Origin of the sequence: Lysobacter sp. Root983 (genome assembly GCF_001429345.1) — a bacterium.
GTDB lineage: Bacteria > Pseudomonadota > Gammaproteobacteria > Xanthomonadales > Xanthomonadaceae > Lysobacter.
On the sequence record NZ_LMJO01000012.1, the window covers coordinates 1 to 17,325 of the forward strand.

The 17,325-nt window shown below is 66.3% G+C and carries 12 protein-coding genes and 1 tRNA gene; 7 read left to right on the forward strand and 6 right to left on the reverse strand.

Annotated elements, in window-relative coordinates:
- The 3 genes from ASE43_RS07460 to ASE43_RS07465 all read left to right on the forward strand — a co-directional run.
- Positions 1-1,290 (forward strand): RHS repeat-associated core domain-containing protein (locus ASE43_RS07460; protein ID WP_162258769.1); only part of this gene is annotated, 1,290 nt, incomplete at its 5' end.
- A gap of 9 nt (positions 1,291-1,299) precedes the next feature.
- Positions 1,300-1,935 (forward strand): hypothetical protein, encoded by a 636-nt coding sequence (locus tag ASE43_RS21770; protein ID WP_157499743.1) that lies wholly within the window; start codon positions 1,300-1,302, stop codon positions 1,933-1,935.
- Between the two features lie 684 nt (positions 1,936-2,619).
- Positions 2,620-3,066, forward strand: a complete 447-nt coding sequence (locus tag ASE43_RS07465; RefSeq protein WP_157499745.1) for a hypothetical protein — start codon at positions 2,620-2,622, stop codon at positions 3,064-3,066.
- Between the two features lie 623 nt (positions 3,067-3,689).
- Here ASE43_RS07465 and ASE43_RS07470 read toward each other — a convergent pair.
- On the reverse strand, positions 3,690-4,823 hold the full coding sequence (locus tag ASE43_RS07470) for a phytase (protein WP_057160037.1): 1,134 nt from the start codon (positions 4,821-4,823) through the stop codon (positions 3,690-3,692).
- A 169-nt stretch (positions 4,824-4,992) separates the two neighbouring features.
- Between ASE43_RS07470 and ASE43_RS07475 the strand changes: the two genes are divergently transcribed.
- On the forward strand, positions 4,993-7,335 hold the full coding sequence (locus tag ASE43_RS07475; RefSeq protein ID WP_057160038.1) for a TonB-dependent receptor: 2,343 nt from the start codon (positions 4,993-4,995) through the stop codon (positions 7,333-7,335).
- 1,379 nt (positions 7,336-8,714) lie between these two features.
- On the opposite strand, the gene zapE is transcribed toward ASE43_RS07475, so the two are convergent.
- The 5 genes from zapE to ASE43_RS07500 all read right to left on the reverse strand — a co-directional run bounded on the left by zapE (position 8,715) and on the right by ASE43_RS07500 (position 13,165).
- Positions 8,715-9,815, reverse strand: a complete 1,101-nt coding sequence (zapE, locus tag ASE43_RS07480) for a cell division protein ZapE (RefSeq protein WP_057160039.1) — start codon at positions 9,813-9,815, stop codon at positions 8,715-8,717.
- Positions 9,808-10,470 (reverse strand): alpha/beta hydrolase, encoded by a 663-nt coding sequence (locus ASE43_RS07485; protein ID WP_057160040.1) that lies wholly within the window; start codon positions 10,468-10,470, stop codon positions 9,808-9,810. Before ASE43_RS07485 ends, zapE begins: the two co-directional genes overlap by 8 nt.
- Before the next feature lie 38 nt (positions 10,471-10,508).
- Complete coding sequence (locus ASE43_RS07490; protein ID WP_082607167.1) at positions 10,509-12,314, reverse strand: ExeM/NucH family extracellular endonuclease; 1,806 nt, start codon at positions 12,312-12,314, stop codon at positions 10,509-10,511.
- A gap of 145 nt (positions 12,315-12,459) precedes the next feature.
- Positions 12,460-12,975: a c-type cytochrome gene (locus tag ASE43_RS07495; RefSeq protein ID WP_056179792.1), complete on the reverse strand. Its 516-nt coding sequence runs from the start codon at positions 12,973-12,975 to the stop codon at positions 12,460-12,462.
- 113 nt (positions 12,976-13,088) lie between these two features.
- Positions 13,089-13,165, reverse strand: a tRNA-Arg gene (locus ASE43_RS07500).
- Positions 13,166-13,309: 144 nt separating this feature from the next.
- Here ASE43_RS07500 and ubiA point away from each other — a divergent pair.
- The 3 genes from ubiA to ASE43_RS07515 all read left to right on the forward strand — a co-directional run bounded on the left by ubiA (position 13,310) and on the right by ASE43_RS07515 (position 17,176).
- A complete protein-coding gene (gene ubiA / locus ASE43_RS07505; protein WP_057160041.1) occupies positions 13,310-14,233 on the forward strand; it encodes a 4-hydroxybenzoate octaprenyltransferase in 924 nt (307 codons plus the stop codon).
- Between the two features lie 76 nt (positions 14,234-14,309).
- Positions 14,310-14,840 (forward strand): Rid family hydrolase, encoded by a 531-nt coding sequence (locus ASE43_RS07510; protein WP_056177570.1) that lies wholly within the window; start codon positions 14,310-14,312, stop codon positions 14,838-14,840.
- Between the two features lie 110 nt (positions 14,841-14,950).
- Positions 14,951-17,176, forward strand: coding sequence for a DUF11 domain-containing protein (locus ASE43_RS07515; protein WP_157499747.1), 2,226 nt, complete (start codon positions 14,951-14,953; stop codon positions 17,174-17,176).
- The last annotated feature ends 149 nt before the right edge of the window (positions 17,177-17,325 follow it).

The following is a 17,325-nucleotide window of genomic DNA, read 5'->3' on the forward strand; positions in this document are numbered from 1 at the left end:
TTCGACGCGGTTGGCAACCTGATCAAGCTGCGCAAGGGCGACCAGTCCGAACCGCCGCTGCGCGCTTACGCCTACGACAAGCTCGGCCGCCTGACCGAGACCCGCGACGGCACGACCAATGCGTTGCTGCAGGGCTACACCTACGACGCCACCGGCAACCGCACCAGCAAGACCGACGCGGGCGCTACGCAGACCTACACCTATCCGACCAGCAACCATCGCCTGTCGCAGGTGGGTGTTACGGCTCGCACATACGACGCTACCGGCAACACCACCGCCGTGGGCGGCACCACCCAGGAGTACGCCTACACCGCCGCCAACCGCATGGGCCAGGTGAAGCAGGGCGGCAATGCGGTGATGAACTATGCCTACAACGGCCGGGGCGAGCAGACGCGCCGTTATCCGACGACCACGTCAACGGCGCAGACCTACGCGAGCTACGACGAGGCCGGGCACACGGTCGGTATCTACGACCACGCCGGCAACCGCATCCAGGAAGTCATCTGGCTAGGCGATCTGCCGATCGGTGTGCTCGATGCGAGCAAGCTGCACTACGTCCAGGCTGACCATCTGGGCACGCCGCGCAATGTGATCGATCCGGTGGCGGAGAAGTCGGTATGGGCGTGGCAGTTGGGTAATGAAGCTTTCGGTGATAGCACCCCAAACCAAGACCCCGACAACAATGGCACCACGTTCGTATTCGACCTGCGGTTCCCAGGGCAGCTTCATGACGCTGCGAGTGGGCTCAACTACAACTACTACCGAGATTACGATCCTGTGTCAGGTCGATACGCGCGAACTGATCCCATCGGGTTGGTTGGTGGCATCGCGTTGTACGGCTACGTTTATTCGGATCCTCTATCGTACCTTGACAGCACCGGTTTAGCTCCGGATTGCCGGATTGAGACTGAATACGACGGTGGTTATGGGCTCACTGGAGAGACGAGGAATCGACTTATCGGCGCAGTTGAAGAGCGACGGATCTGCATTCCCGTTCCGGGCATGTCAGATCCGGATCCAACAGACATAATTCCAGATATGAAGAGGTGGCGAGCGAGAAAGACGCCATTCGGCATGCCACTGGAATTCGGGGCGTACTGCTGGCATAGATTTACGCAGCGATACAATGTTGAGCGGCGTCGAGTAATGCGGATTGTGAATTTTGAAGTCTGTAGAGAGTGCGGGCAGGTAGTTAGCAAAACTTTTGTGAACGAGTACTTCGCGGAAAAATGGGAACACGTTCGCTTTGAGGAAAGGAAGTGGTCCTCATCTCGGTACTACTCATACTAGGGTCGCACTATGAATCAACTTGATCTCTCTGCCATGCGAAAGGCTGCATGGATATGGCTCTGCCTAGCTGTAGCTGGTTGCAGTGTCGAAATGGCGGGAGGAGCGAGTGGCGCCATAGATAACGAAGGACAAGACAGGCGGACGAAAGTTGAAGTGGCCTTTGTTGAAGAGGGTGTAGTGGCTGTTGAAAGATACAAAAAAATGTGGTCAGAGAGGTCATCAAAGAAAAACTCATCCAAGGGCGATGCTATTGAAATGCTAGCTATCGCAGGATTGCTTCTGGCACAGGACAAAGACGGGTATGGTGACTACTATCGCTATATAAGCGATAGCTTGAAATCAAATGACACTGAAATTTTTGCCAGCGCTTTGGCTGCTTTGAGCGACGCGCATGGCGCTGAGTCCATAGATGTGCTTGTTGACGCCGCTTCCGACAATCGACCTCGTGTCGCCGCAGAAGCCCTGGCTGCATTGGAGTATCGTCTGCGTACGTCTAGGCCGGATCCCGCTTTGGCTTCCGACTTCACTCTAATAACTCTTCGCTCAAAGCGCCTGTGCGGCCAGGTAAGAAGTAGTGATCTCACCCGAAGCTATTGCGAACGGAACTTCGAGGGTCTATCTGGGACACCCAAAGTTCCGCACTAGCCTGGCATCAGATTCAGACTTTTCTGGCTGCGCAAGCACGACAGACCCGAGATGCTGGCCTCATGACACAGGCCCGCTCTTCGCTAATCCCGCCCGGCCAGGCCGGCACGTTTCATTGCGTGCAGCGCTGCGTGCGACGAGCGTTCTTGTGCGGGATCGATCGTTCCACTGGCCGATCCTTCGAGCGCGCATAAAAAAGCCCCGCAGAAGCGGGGCTTTTTTGTGAAGCCAGGCTCGCCTCAGCGCNTGTGCGGGATCGATCGTTCCACTGGCCGATCCTTCGAGCGCGCATAAAAAAGCCCCGCAGAAGCGGGGCTTTTTTGTGAAGCCAGGCTCGCCTCAGCGCACGCCGCGCACGCGCAGATCGATCGCGTCCTGGCCCTTGTAGTGGAATAGGGGTCAGAGTGCACTTTCCAAGCCCCTATGCGCAGCATGGAAATTCGCAACAGTGACGCGGGCTTCCATGACCTGAAAACAAGGAACCCCGCGATCGCTTGCCGATGAAAATGGGTCAGAGTCGACTTCTTGAAAAGTCCATTCTGCTCCTGTTGCCAAACGGAGGAAGCCTGCTTCTTGCGGTCTTCATGGCAGTGGCGGCGACCAGTTGCCTACAAGAATTCTATGGGTGTCCCTTAGCTATGGTGATAGACGTCAGATTCTTGCAGTGTCCATGGCACGGAATAAATGTCGCGCAAAGGCCGCTCAAAGTTTTACGGAGGACGTGTTCTGAGCATCCCAACCTTGCTGGAAATTAGTCCAAGCAACTTGGCCCAGTTGGATGAACGAGTTGCGCATGAACACTTCTTCGGGAAGTCACTCGAAGAGGCAATTGATCTGTTCAGAAAAACTGATCATGTGTACATAGAGGACTTGGTTTGGATGGGCGACATCGCCTTTGACTTCTATGTCGATGCATACATTGCTTATCTAGTGGAGTCGCCAAGGGATACGGTGGATATCTGTCTGGCGAAGGGCTTGGTTGTAGCGAAGGTCGCTATGGGGGATGAGTCCGACAAGTTGTTAGATTTGGTCGATGCCATTGAGCGTTACGGAGAGCCCTTGGAGGCATGCGACCGAGGGCGGGATCGCGAGTATGCTGAAGTAAAGCGAATGCTACTGTCCTCCAGATAGGGAAGGCACGACAACGCGGGTCAAAGACACGGGGCAGGATGAACTTTCCGACAGAGATCGAGCGACCGAGATCGAGGGCGTCCACAATGCCGCACTGGCCTGAAGGGCGAGTGATATCCATTCTTTGATAACCACGGTATTTATCGACTCACAAGTGATGCCGGACATCCCTACCGAAGCGAACCCACTGAGACCGGGCGAGATCTACGAGGATCCGTTCTTCCATCCCTGTCTATGTCTAGGTCTCGATGACGCGGGTTTCGCGTGGGGAGTTTCACTGCTTGACGGCAGCTATCCGAGGCAAACCGACCGGCATATCGGCGGCATTCGGCGCCTAACGCCGGAAGAAGCTTGGGAATGGAAGATGAAAGGCCCCGACGCCATCGCGGCGATCTGGTCGGCCGAACATCCGGAAGCTCCATCGTCATAGCGAGAATGAGCGAGTTCGAGAAGCCGCTGCCGATGGGCAGTGCTTCATCGATGGGGCCATGCAGTGCGACATTCCGCAAAAGTAATGCCGGATTCCGCAGAGTGAAAACGAAAAGCCCCGCGATTCGTCGCAGGGCTTTTCGTTTTCGGGGCCTGACTTCGTTGCCTGGCTGTCGCCGGTGGGCCGTTGAGCCTCAGCCGTCGCAACGCTCGCGTAGCGACAGCGCCTTGGCGATATCCCGCCAGTCGAACGCGCCCACGCCCATATCGTCGTGCACGGCATAGAACACGCCTAGCGGGAAGCGCTTCGTCGCGCGCTGCTGCAGCCACACGCCGTCGGTGTTGCCCACGGTCTCGCCCGAGAACGCGCCCAGGTGGGCGAGGGTCTTGCGGTCGAAGACGTGGAACAGGCTGCGGTCCTTGAACTGGTCGGTAGTGAGCCAGTAGCCGCTGCCGTCGGGGCAGGTCCACAGGGCGATGCCTTCGGCTTGCGCTTTGAACAGGCCCAGGCCTAGGGTGCGGCCGCGGTACTTGCCCGACAGGTCGTATTCGCGCACGGCGGTGCCGGTCTTGAGGTCTTCCTCGGCGATCAGCAGGCGGTCGTGGGCGACGTCGCCCCATAGGGATTCGGGTACGCGGATGGCGCCGGCTTCGGTGGTGTCGCCGAAGGCGCCGAGGTAGCGCGCTTCGAACGAACCCGCGCCGGTGCCGACCTGGTAGCGCTTGTAGCGCGCGTTCAACTCGGCCAGCGGTGGCGGGATTTCGTCGCCGTTGGCGTCTTCGCCAGCCATATAAGCGTCGCTGACCAGCACTTCGACTTGGCCGGCGCCGTTGTCGCGCACCCACAAGCCATAGGGCTGCTTGAGTTCGTCGCCGCCGAAGCTGCCCAGCGATGCCAGGCCGGGCAGCTGCAGCACCTGTACGCGGTGGTTGTCGCGCTCGACCACGTAGACGCGGTCGCCATGCACGGCGATGCCGTTGGGGCGCAGGAACTGGCCTGGCTTGGCGCCGGCGCTGCCGTAGCGCCGCAGTTCGGTGCCGGTGTCGCCGTCGTAGATCATCAGGCGGCTGGTCTTCTTCGAGGTCGCCAGCAGCAGCACGCGGCCGTCGGGCGCGATCCACGAGGCGGGCGAGTCCACGTTCTCTTCCGGTGTGCGCGCGGTGAGGAAGGCTTCGCGGATCACCTGGTGCGGCACGTTCGCGGTCGCCAGCATGGGCTCGGCGCCGGTCTCGTCGGGCTCGCGTTCAACGCGGCCGCTGGCGCAGGCGGACAACAGCAACAAACCGATCAAAGACACGGTGACTGGCGGCGCGATACGCTGGCGCATGAGGGTCTCGTTGGATGGGAGCGGAGCGACGGCCCGCGGCGCGCGGAGCGTAGCCGGTGCAGATGACAGCTTGCGGACATCGGCCCGTCGGAGGCAAATGCGCGCGGTGTCATCGTCCCGCCATGCAGGTGACGTAGATAGTCGCGCTTCCCCGAAGCGGACACCCGCAATGACCAAGACCCTCCTGGCCATCGGCCTGGCGCGCGCGCTCGCCGGCACGGCTTTGTTCGCCGTCGCCGGTGGCGCGCTCGCCCAGACCGCCAGCACCGCCGCCGCCAGTGCCGCCGCCGATGCGCGCGATCTCGATGCCGTGGTGGTGCAGGGCGATATCGTCTATCGCAATCGCACCGAGGCGGTCGCGCCGACGCTGTCCTACGATCTGGAGTACTTCCAGCGCTTCGAGCCGCTGACCGTGGGCGACATGCTCAAGCGCGTGCCCAGTGTGACCTTCGTATCCGATGTGCTCGAGTACGACGGCGCCCGTCTGCGCGGCCTGGATTCGGCATATACCCAGATCCTGATCAACGGCAAGAAGGTGCCCGGCGCGGGCGACGACCGTTCGTTCTTCGTCGACCGCATCCCGGCCGAACTGGTCGAGCGCATCGAGATCATCCGTAGCCCCAGCGCGAATCGCTCCGGCGACGCGGTCGCGGGCGCGCTCAACATCGTGCTGCGCGACGCCTACGAGTTCGACGGCGGTTACCTGCGCGCGGGCGCGCTGCGTTTCGACGACGGCGAGGTCAAGGGTACGGCTGGCGCGGTGATGGGCGGCCAGGTCGGCGAGGGCCGCTTGCTCGGCGGCTTCAACGTGCAGGGCCGCTACAACCCCAAGCTCAAGCGCAGCGACCGTTTCGAGGAGCCGGGCGGCGACTTCACCGATGCCGAGAACCAGACCGACACGCGCGACGGCACCGATTACTCGGCCAATCTGTCCTACACCCGCGACATCGGCAGCGGCCGGCTGTCGCTGAGCGGCCTGTACGTGCGTACCGACCGCAGCGAGCGCGAGCATTCGCTGGAATACAACGACGCCCGTCTCAACGACCGCGCGCACCTGTTGTCGGACAACGACCAGGTCGTGGACATCGACCAGAACAATTTGGCGCTGTCGGGCAGCTACCGCTTCGACATGCTGGGCGGCCGCACCACCGTGGACCTGGGCTATTCCCGCTTCGAGGACGAGCGCACCGACACCGAGGAGGAAAGCAGTTTCGACGACGACGACACGCCGCCCTCGTTCGACGAACGCGAGGGCACGCGCATCCTCACCGATCAGGTCGACAGCGAGCGCACCGCGTCGCTGTCGCATCAGCGCGACCTCAGCGGCGGCGTGCGGCTGGAGTTCGGCGTCGACACCACCGCCAAGAACCGCGAGACCACCCTGCGCACCAGCGAGGTCGACAGCGACGACGAGGGCGCTCCGCTGCCGCCGTACGCGGACTTCGAGCGCAGCCGCAGCACCATCGAGGAACGCCGGGTCGATCCCTACCTGATGTTCTCCGGCAAGGGCGGCGTCTTCGACTGGGAGGCGGGCCTGCGCTACGAGACCACCGAGGTGGACGTGCGCAACGACGACGAGCGCGCCTCCAACGACTACGCGACCTTGCTGCCGTCGGCGCACCTGCGCTGGAACGTCAGCGAAAACGACCGTATCACCCTGTCGCTGGCGCGCACGGTGCGCCGTCCGAACTTCAACTACATCCTGCCGCTGACCCTGGAAGAGGAGTACGGCGACAACGACTTCGTCGGCAATCCGCAGCTGGACCCGGAGACCGCCTGGGGCCTGGACCTGGGCTTCGAGCGTCGCCTGGGCCGGCACGGCATCGTCGGCGTCAATCTGTTCTACCGCGACGTCAAGGATCTGATCGAGATCGCCAACACCGGCGAGCCCAGCGCGACCGCGCGCGACGATTACGAGGACGAGTTGGAGGAGTTCCTGGACGACCATCCGGGCGCGACCCCGGCCACGCCCGGCTATCCGCAGTTCGACCCGGACAGCTTCGTCTACACCGCCGCCAATGTCGGCGACGGCTACGTCTACGGCATCGAGTTCGACCTGTCCACGCCGCTGACCGCATTCGGCCTGCCGAACACCGGCGTGTTCGCCAACTATTCCTGGCTGGACAGCTCGGTGGACGACGAGTTAGGCGAGCGCCGTTTCAACAACCAGTCACGCTACGTCTACAACGTCGGCTTCATCCACGATATCGCCGACTACGGCATCGCCTTCGGCGCCAGCTACCGCCGCCAGGGCGATGTGCGCTCGCGCGTGTTGGCCGAGGAAGTGACCACGCGCTACGGCGCCGATCTGGAAGTGTTCGTGGAGAAGCGCTTCGGCGAGAACTTCTCGCTGCGCCTGACCGGATCGAACCTGCTGGACGCCAAGAAGCAGGAGTACTTCAACAAGTTCGATACCCTGGCCGACCAGATCGACCGCGACTACGACGAATACGAACGCGAGAGCGAGCAGGCCGGGCCGGTGTATCAGCTGATCGCGCGTTATCGGTTCTGAGCGACCCGTATGAACTGGGGCTGGGTGCGGCCGACGATGGTCGTCGCACCCGGAGTTCGGCCTGCGTAGGATGCGGTGAGCGCAAGCGAACCGCATCGTCGTGGCCTGCGTGACCAGCGGAGTTTGGCCAGAGCCACGCTTGCTTGAGGTGCGCGACCATGCCGAAGTTGCGTTGGTGCGGTTCGCTTGCGCTCACCACACCCTACGGCCATCGCACGGCGTGGGCACGACGGTCAGCGGTCGTCGCACGCGGGGTTCGCTCCATCGTAGGATGCGGTTAGCGCAAGCGAACCGCATCGTCGTGGCCTGCGTGACCGGCGGGGTTTGGCCATAGCTGCGCATGTTTGAGGTTCGCGACCGTGCCGAAGTTGCGTTGGTGCGGTTCGCTTGCGCTCACCACACCCTACGGCCATCGCGCGGCGCGGGCGCGACGGTCAGCGGTCGTCGAACGCTGGGTTCGGTCCACCGTAGGATGCGGTTAGCGCAGGCGAACCACATCGTCGTGGCTTCCGCGGCCAGCGGAGTTTGGCCATAGCGGCGCATGTTTGAGGTGCGCGGCCGTGCCGAAGTTGCGCTGGTGCGGTTCGCTTGCGCTCACCACACCTTACGGCCATCGCGTGGCGCGGGCGCGATGGTCAGCGGTCGTCGCACGTGGAGTTCGCTCCATCGTAGGATGCGGTGAGCGCAGCGAACCGCATCGTCGTTACCTCCGGAGCACGTCCGGATCGGAAAGATTCACGCCGCCACAGGTTGCGCACGCGTACCGATGCGACGTTGGTGCGGTTCGCTCGCGCTCACCACACCCTACGGGTTGAGGCGCCATAACGACGGCCTCGGCGCCGCGCACGGTCAGTTATCGCGGCGCATGCGCAACAAGGCGATGATCAGGATCACCACCAAGGCGAAGCAGCCGCCCAAGCCAAGAACGATGATCCAATGCCACAGACTTAATCCTCCCATTCCCCCCTCCTACCGCGGTTGCTCCATCCAGCGGCAGGGTAACGGAGTCGGTTGTTGCGGGAGTGTGTGCGTGATGGATGCGTAAGGTGATGATCGAGGCGGTGTGCCGTGAAGAGTGGTGGCTTTATGGCACGGATAGTCCGCAGGTTTGCATAGGTTCTCCGAAGCCGCGCTGCCTCGTCGTTAGCCGCCGGTGAGGCCGCCAAAATTGGCGTGTGGAGCGGCGTCGACCTGCGGTCTTTCCGCTTCGAAAAGTGCGAAGACCGACCCGGATTTTCGAGAGAATCAAAGGCGAAGACGAATCCGGGCTTCTAGGCAATCGAAGAGAAGATGAACCCGACAATCGAAGGATTCGAAACCGGCCGCGACTTCATCCATCTCGTAGCGGACGGTTCGCCCATTTGAAAAGGGGGGGTGCTTTACCCCCGATGCTCCAACGCCAAATACTCCGCCGACTGCATCTCGATCAAGCGCGAGGCCGTGCGTTCGAAGGCGCCGCCCAGTTTGTGGCCGCGGTACAGCTCGGTGGGCGCGGCGGCGGCGGTGCAGACCAGGTTGACGTGGCGGTCGTACAGCTCGTCGATCAGGGTGACGAAGCGGCGCGCGGGGTCTTCGTTGCGGCTATCGAACAACGGGATGTCGCCCAGCAGCACGGTGTGGTGCTCGGTGGCGATCTCGATGTAGTCGCTGGCCGCGCGCGGCCCTTCGCATAGCGCGGCGAAGTCGAACCAGGCGTGGCCCTCGGCGAGGCCGCGCACGGGAATGTCGCGGCCGTCGATGTGCAGCGGGCCCTGCGCCTTGGGGCAAGCCATCGATAGTTCTTTCCAGCGCGCGCCCAGCCAGGCGTCGGACTCGGCGTCCAGCGGGGTGCGGTACACCGGCGAGCGCGTCAGCGCGCGCAGGCGGTAGTCGTGCGCGCTGTCCAGCAACAGCACTTCGCAGTGTTGTTCGATCTGCGCGATCGCGGGCTTGAAGCGGTCGCGCTGCAGGCCTTCGGCGTAGAGATTGGGCGGCGCGGTGTTGGAGGTGGTCACCAGCGCCACGCCCTCGGCGAACAGGCGTTCGAGCAGGCGGCCCAGCAGCATGGCGTCGCCGATGTCGATGACGAAGAATTCGTCCAGCACCAGCACGCGCAGTTCGCGCCGCCATTGGCGCGCGATCTTGGCCAGGGGGTCGCTCTCGCCCGCGTGCGCGCGCAGTTGCGTGTGCACTTCGCGCATGAAGCGGTGGAAGTGGGTGCGGCGCTTCTCGCGGATCGGCAGCCCATCGAAGAACAGATCGATCAGGAAGGTCTTGCCGCGACCGACGCCGCCCCACAGATACAAGCCCTTCGGTGTCTCGGCCTTCTTGCCGAGCAGCCCGTCGAACAGGCCGCGCTTGGGCGGCTCGCTGAGCAGCGCATGCAGGCGGTCGAGTTCACGCAGCGCGGGGTGCTGGGCGGGGTCGTCGTTCCAGTCGCCGCGGGCGACGCCGGCGGCATAGGCGGCGGACGGCAGCGCCGCCGCGGTGGCTTCACTCATGCGCAGGCAGGTAGGGCTTGATGCCGTTCTTGATCGCGCCGCGCAGGTCGATCAGGCGGCGGTGGAAGAAATGGCTGGTGTCGGGCATGCGCACCAGGTCCGGCGGCTGCTTGAGACTGTCGATCCAGGCGTAGACCGCCTGCGGGTCGACGATCTCGTCGGCCTCGCCCTGGATCACCAGCCAGGGGCAGTCGGGCGCGACGATGCCGGCGAAGTCCCAGCGCCCGGCCGGCGGCGCGATCGAGATCAGCATGCCGGGCTTGAGTTCGTCGGCCAGCTTCAGCGAGACATAGGCGCCGAAGCTGAAGCCGGCCAGCCACAGCTGGGCGTCGGGGCGGGTCGCGCGCACCCAGGCGGCGACCGCGCGCAGGTCGTCGGCTTCGCCGCGGCCTTGGTCGAACTCGCCTTCGGACTGGCCGACGCCGCGGTAGTTGAAGCGCACGGTGGCCGCGCCGGACTCGCGCAGGGCGCGCGCGGTCATGGTCACGACCTTGTTGTGCATGGTCCCGCCCTCGGTGGGCAGCGGGTGGCAGACGATCGCGACCAGCGGCCGCGGCTGGTCTTCGGCGGCTTCGACGATGGCCTCGAGGGGGCCGGCCGGGCCGGTCAGGCTCAGCACGGTGGAGGCTTCGCTGGGGAAGGCGGGGGTGGTCATGCGCGCATCATACCGAGGGGGCGTGAGCGGGCCGGCCCTCAGCGGGCCGTCACCAGGCGGAACGCCAGCAGCAGCGGGTCGTGGTCGGAGCTGCGCCAGGGGCCGTCGGCGCCGGCGCGATAACCGGCCGACAGTGGCTCGTCGGCATTGATGTGCCATTCCACCGCGCCGCGCAGACGCGTGGCCAGGCTGGGGCTGAGCAGGGCGTGGTCGAGGCGGCCGAGCTCGCCCTTGTACACGTAGCTATAGGGGCGTGCGACCTTGGCCACGACGAAGGCGTCGCGCCAGCCCGCGTCCTTCAGGGTGCGCACCGGCTCTTCTTCGGCGTAGGCATTCAGATCGCCGAGGATGACCGCAAGATCGCTGCCGGAATGCGTGGGGTCGGTCTTCAGCCAGGCATCCAGGCGGCGCGCCGATTCGGTGCGCAGGGCGTTCCAGCAGGCGGCGCCGTCGCCGGCGTCGCGGTCCGCGCCTTGGGCCTGCTGGCCGCAGCCCTTGGACTTGAAGTGGTTGGCCGCGACCGTGAAGGCCGGGCCGGCCGGGCGGCCGCGTCGCAGGGCGACGAAGGCCTGGGCCAGCGGCACCCGGCTGCCGCTGTCGAAGGGGCCGCCGGGCAGGGTGACGGCGGCGCCGCGCGGGGCGACGCGGTCGGCGCGGTAGATCAGGCCGACCCGGATCTGGTCGTTGCCGGGGCCGCGCGCATCGGCCGCGCAGGGCAGCTGGCAGGTGGCCACAAAGCGCCAGTCGCCGCCGTCGCGGCGCAGGCCTTCGACCAGCTGGGCCAGGGTCGAGTCCGGGCCGTAGCCGTCGTTCTCCAGCTCCATCAGCGCGGCGATGTCGGGCTTCAGGCCCTGGATGGTCGCGATCAGCTTGGCCTGCTGGCGCTGGTACTCGACCGCGTCGCGGGCGCCGCGCGGGGTCGGGAAGCCAGCGCCGCGGCCGTCGCCGTTGAACAGGTTTTCCAGGTTGAACGCGGCGATGCGCAGGTCGCTGGCGTCGCCGGCCTGCGGCGCCGGTTCGCGCGCCGCGGCGTGCAGGGTCGGGGTGGCGGTCAACTGCAGGCGCCAGCCGCCGTCGCGCGCGTCGAGCACGCCTTCCACGCCTTCCAGGGTGCTGCCGCTGCGCGCCTGCGCGTAGCCGGACGGGAGCACGCCGGCGTCCAGCGCGGGCGCGCCGACGATGCGGCCGTCGTCCAGCCACAGGCGGCGGCGGGCGTTGTCGGCGGCGATCGCGCGCGCCGCTTCGCTGCCGGGCGCGGCGCGTTCGCCGGGCTGCCACAGCGGCCCGTCGAAGGCGACCAGGGCGCGGCCGTCCTGGGCGATGTCGTCGGTGTCGGCCAGGGTCAGGGCGCGGCCGATGCCGATGCGCATGCCTTCGTAGCGCGACCAATCGGCGGGCGGCGCGTCCAGCACCAGGGTTTCGGTGCGGCCGGGGCCGAGCACGCGCGCGGCTTCGGGGTCCAGCGCGGTGAGGTGGCTGCCGCGGCCGGTGTCGAGTTCGAGCACGCGCCCGATCACGCGCACGCGGTCGCCCGTATGCAGCGACACGTCCGCCGCGGCGGGCACGAACAGCGCGTCGGAGCTGGCCTCGTCGTCGTCGCCGCCGTCCTGCACGAACCAACCCACGAAGCGGTCGTTCTCGCCGGTCAGCGCCGCGGTCACCGTGCCTTCGACGACCAGCCGTTGCCCGATCAGGGGACTGGCCGCGCCGTGCCCCTGCACGCTGCCGATCGGCGTCGACGGCGTGCCGTCGGCGCGCAGCGGATCGCGTTGCAGGCTGGCGCAGGCGGCCAGCAGCAGACAGGGCAACAGCAGGGCGGCGGAACGGGGACGGAAGGCAGGCATCGCGTGGGCGCCACGGAGAGGTCGCGCATTATCGAACGGATCGGGCGACTCCGTATTACGCCGCCGTAATGCGCGCGGCGGCCGGGCCCGGAAACGACGACGCCGCCCGAAGGCGGCGTCGTGGCGCGGCGCGATGCGGCGGCGCTTACTTCAGGTTGGCCAGCATCCAGTCGACGGTCGCGGAGACCTGCTCGTTGGTCAGGGCCGGGTTGCCGCCCTTGGGCGGCATGATGCCGGCGGTGCCGGTGAAGCCTTCGATGGCGTGCTTGTGCAGGGTGTCCTTGCCCTTGGCCAGGCGCGGGCCCCAATGGGCCTGATCCAGGGTCGGTGCGCCGCCGGCGCCGGACTTGTGGCAGCCCGCGCAGAGGTTGTCGAAGATCACCGCGCCGTCGGTGGTGCCACCGTAGGCGACCTGCGAGGCGGCCTTGGCGGCAGCGGCGGCCTTGGCCGCGGCTTGGGCCGAGGCGCCGGTGCTGCCGGCGTAGACCGCGCCGACCGGAGCGATGCGCTGCTCGGTGCGCTTGACCACGGCCGGGTCGATCTCCGGCGGGATCTGCTGGTGCACGAAGTAGGCGGCGATCATCAGCCCGAGGGTGACCAGCATCAGGAAGCCGATCACCATCGAGAATTTCTTCAGGAATTCGAGGTCGTAATTGCGCACGATCCACCTATTGCGCACACCCGGCCGGGCATGCGGAGCCATCAACAAGAACCGCACCAAGGTGCGGCCGCACGCCAGTATAAAGCCGGCACCCATGCCCGTAGACATGGGAATGGCGCGCCCGGAGGGATTCGAACCCCCGACCAATGGCTTCGGAAGCCACTACTCTATCCGGCTGAGCTACGGGCGCCTGGCTGAGATCCCGGCGCTCCGACCGGTCAAAGTCGGGGCCACGCGGGACCGGCATTCTAGCCGCAAACGCACGCGGACGTGGCGTGGCGGCGGCGAACGGCCGGCATCGCGGCGCGCTTGCGGGGCTTGGTACTCTGATCGGATGAGTTACGAGCGCTACGAAACCCCCGAATCGGTGCCGCCGCCGGCCTGGAAAGTCCGCCTGGGGCTGTACTGGAAGCTGGTGCGCGGCGACCGCCCGATCGGCTGGCTGCTGCTGCTGTGGCCGACCTGGTGGGGCCTGTGGATCGCCGCGCGGGGGGTGCCCTCGCTGTGGACCCTGTTCGTGTTCAGCGCCGGGGTCTGGCTGACCCGTTCGGCCGGCTGCGTAATCAACGACTATGCCGACCGCTGGCTGGACCCGCATGTCGAGCGCACCAAGCACCGCCCGCTGGCGACCGGCGAGGTGCGCGGGCGCGAGGCCCTGATGGTGTTCGCCGCGCTGATGCTGGCCGCGTTCGCGCTGGTGCTGACCCTGAACCGCCTGACCGTGCTGATGAGCGTGGTCGGCGTGGTCCTGGCCGCCAGCTATCCCTACCTCAAGCGCTACACCTATCTGCCGCAGGTCTACCTGGGCATGGCCTTCGGCTGGGGCATCCCGATGGCGTTCGCGGCGGTGCGCGGCGAAGTGCCGGCGGTGGCCTGGCTGCTGTACGCGGCCAACATCCTGTGGGCCACCGCCTACGACACCTGGTACGCGATGGTCGACCGCGAGGACGACCTCAAGATGGGCGCCAAGTCGACCGCGATTCTGTTCGGCGAGATGGACCTGGTCGCCCAGGGCGTGTTGTACGCCCTGTTCCTGGCCGCGCTGGCGCTGGCCGGGCAGCGCGCCGATCTGGGCGTCTGGTATTTCGGCGGCCTGGGCCTGGCGAGTTTGCTGGTGGCCTACGAATTCGCGATCGCGCGCGGCCGCGACCGCGCGGCCTGCTTCAAGGCCTTCCTGCACAACCACTGGGTCGGGCTGACGGTGTTCGCCGGGCTGGCGCTGGACTACGCCCTGGGCGGCGGCGCGACGGCGGCCTGAAGGGTCGGGCCCGGCGCAGTCCTGGCGCCGGCCCCGTGCCTACAATGGCGGCACCGTCCGTCACCGGAGTGCTGCGATGCCGCGTCTGCCTGTCGTGCTGGTGCTGTCCGTGCTGTGCGCCGTGGCCACCGCCGCGGGCGCCGAAACCCCGAGCGCCGCCGCGCCCACGCGCGAGCATTTCGCGCCGGCCGGCTGGCAAAGCTCCTATCACGACATCCACTACACGCCGGTGCTGCGCGTCGGCGACCGGGTGATCGTCTCGGGTATTCCGTCGCGTTCGGGCCCCGACGAGGAGGCCAATATTCGCTGGGCTTTCCAGCAGCTCGAGGTCCACCTCAAGCAGGCGGGCGCGAGCCTGGAGGACGTGGTCGAGCTCAACAGCTTCCACGTGGCCCAGAACCACGAGGAGTTCCGCCGCGTGGTCGAGCCGGTGCTGAAAGTGCACCACGAATTCTTCAAGGACCACTACCCGGCCTGGACCGCGGTCGGCACCACGGCGCTGTTCTCGAAAGGCGCGTCGATGGAACTCAGCGCCGAAGCGGTGATCGGCTCCGGTCGCCGCCCGCGCGCCGACATCCCGAAGCCGAGTCCGCCACCCGCGCCCTGATTCGGCGTCGGGGTGGGCACGCCGCGGGTGCCGCTAGGCGGATGGCGTGAAGACCAATTCAGGCATCTCTCCTGATTTTTTGTGACACTGGTCACGTAACAGGGGGATACATGACTCGACGCCGTTTGTTTCGCGGCCTGGCCGCGCTCGCCATCGCCTGCCTCGCCTTGCCTGCCGCCGCGCAGGTCCAACGCAGCTTCATCAATATCGGTTTCGAAGCGCCTGTGCTCGGCAACGGCACCACGGCCTGCTACGCGCTGATCCCGGAAGGCGCGATTCCCGGCTGGACCACCACCCATCCGATCGGCACCGCCGGCGGTACGTGCGTGCCGCCGGCCTCGGTCGGCACCAGCGGCCGGCTGATGGAGCTGTGGGCCAATAACTTCAACGGCGTGCCCGCGCGCGAAGGCAAACAGTTCGCCGAACTCAACGCCGCCGCGACTTCGCGCATGTATCAGAACGTGTGCATGATCAACGGCGAGCGCATCGATTGGGTGTTCAGCCACCGCGGCCGCAGCAGCAACACCGTGCGCGACGTGGCCGAGATGAAGGTCGGCGCGTCCTCCACCGTGATCCGCGTGGGCACCACCGCCAACGGCAGCTTCGATACGCCCACGGTCTCGCAGGGAACCGCCAACGCGCCGGTCGCCGGCGGCAACGGCTGGGTCGACTACAGCGGCAACTTCACCTACGCCGGCGCCACCGGCACCAACAGCCTGGGCTTCGAGTCGATCAGCACCGCCGGCGGCGATCTCACGGTCGGCAATTTTCTCGATGCGATCCAGCTGGTACTGCGGCCCTTCATCGAATTCGATCAGCCCAGCAGTTCCTCGCCCGAATCCACCGGCGGCAATCTGCCGGCCTTGCGCATCAACGGCACGGTGCCGGCCGGCGGGCTGACGGTGCAGGTGCAGGTCACCGGCGGCACCGCGACCCTGGGCGTGGACTACACCACGCCGGGCAATGCGGCGACCTTCAACGTCACCGTGCCCGCGGGCACCTACGACGGCGGTACCGGCAGCCTGATCGCGCTGCCGATCGCGATCACCAACGACATCCTGCCGGAAGGCAACGAGACCATTGCGCTGCGGATCTCGCCGCCCACCGGCTCGCCGCTGCCGTTCCTGCTGACCTCCATCACCACCTGCGGCGGTGCCGCCCAGGACACGCGCAGCTACACCATCACCGACGACGATGCGAGCCTGGCCGTCAACAAGAACGCCGACGCGCCGGTGGCGGTGGCGGGCAGCGCCGATCTGTCCGACGTGCGCTACACGGTGACGGTGAACAACCCCAGCCTGGTCGCGGCCAGCTACAGCCTCACCGACACGCCCGGCCTGGACCCGGACACCAGCATCGTCTCGGCCAGCTACACCTTCAACGGCGGCGCCGCGAGCGCGTTGAGCGGGAGCGGCCCGTGGCTGTTGCAAGGCCAATGGCGCAACCTCACGGCGGGGCAGACCGATACCTATGTGATCAGCGTGCGGGTGCGGGTGAATCGCGGCGGCAGTACCGGCAACGATGCCTGCGCCGTGCCCAGCGCTGCCGGCAGCGGCCTGCACAACGGCGTGCGCGCGGTGCTGCGTGGCCTGATCGGCAACACCAACTTCGACGCCAGCGCCTGCCGGCCGACGCCGACCCCGGTCTGGGTCAACCTGAGCAAGCAATTGCAGGCGCGCGTCGGCGCCAGCGACCAGGCCACGGTGCGGATCTACTCCGGCGGCATCCTCGCCGCCAGCGCCGCCACCAGCGGCGGCGCCGCGCCGACCAGCGCGAGCACGGGCGTAACCATCCTGCCCGCCGGCAGCACCATGCAGTTCGAAGAGGCGATCAAGGCCACGCCCGCGGGTCCGGATCAGGCGCCCAGCGCGTACCGCGTGTCCTTGAGTTGCAGCAATGCGACCGCAGGCTCGGCCACGGCGCTGCCCTCGGGCGGCGGCAACAACCTCGGCAACCGCCAGCAATGGGCCGAGTTCTCGCCCAGCGCCGGCGACGATCTGAACTGCACCATCACCAATGCGCTGCGACAGGCCGACCTGAGCATCGTCAAGAGCGACGGCGCGGCGACCTACACGCCGGGCGGCACCGCCAGCTACACCCTGACGGTGACCAACAACGGCCCGGACGCGGCCAACGCTGCCCAGATCAGCGACAACCTGCCCACCGGCGTAAGCCTGAGCGGGCCCTGGACCTGCACCGCCAGCAACGGCAGCTGCCCGGCCTCGGGCGGCGCGACCGGCGACACCGCGGTGAGCTTGAACCTCAGCCTCAACAACGGCGGCAGCGCGACGATCACGGTACCGGTGCGGTTCGCGGCGGAGAGCAGTGGGTATTGAGGGTGGGTGTGCGATGCAACCTGTGCGGAGCAGGACCCACGCACGGCATTGGAGTCGTGAGAGCCCTGCTGCAGATGGTTCGAAAAACTCACCATGAACCATGTCCGGCGAGAGTTCGCTCCAAGCTGAGCTCACAAAGCTTGGTCCCC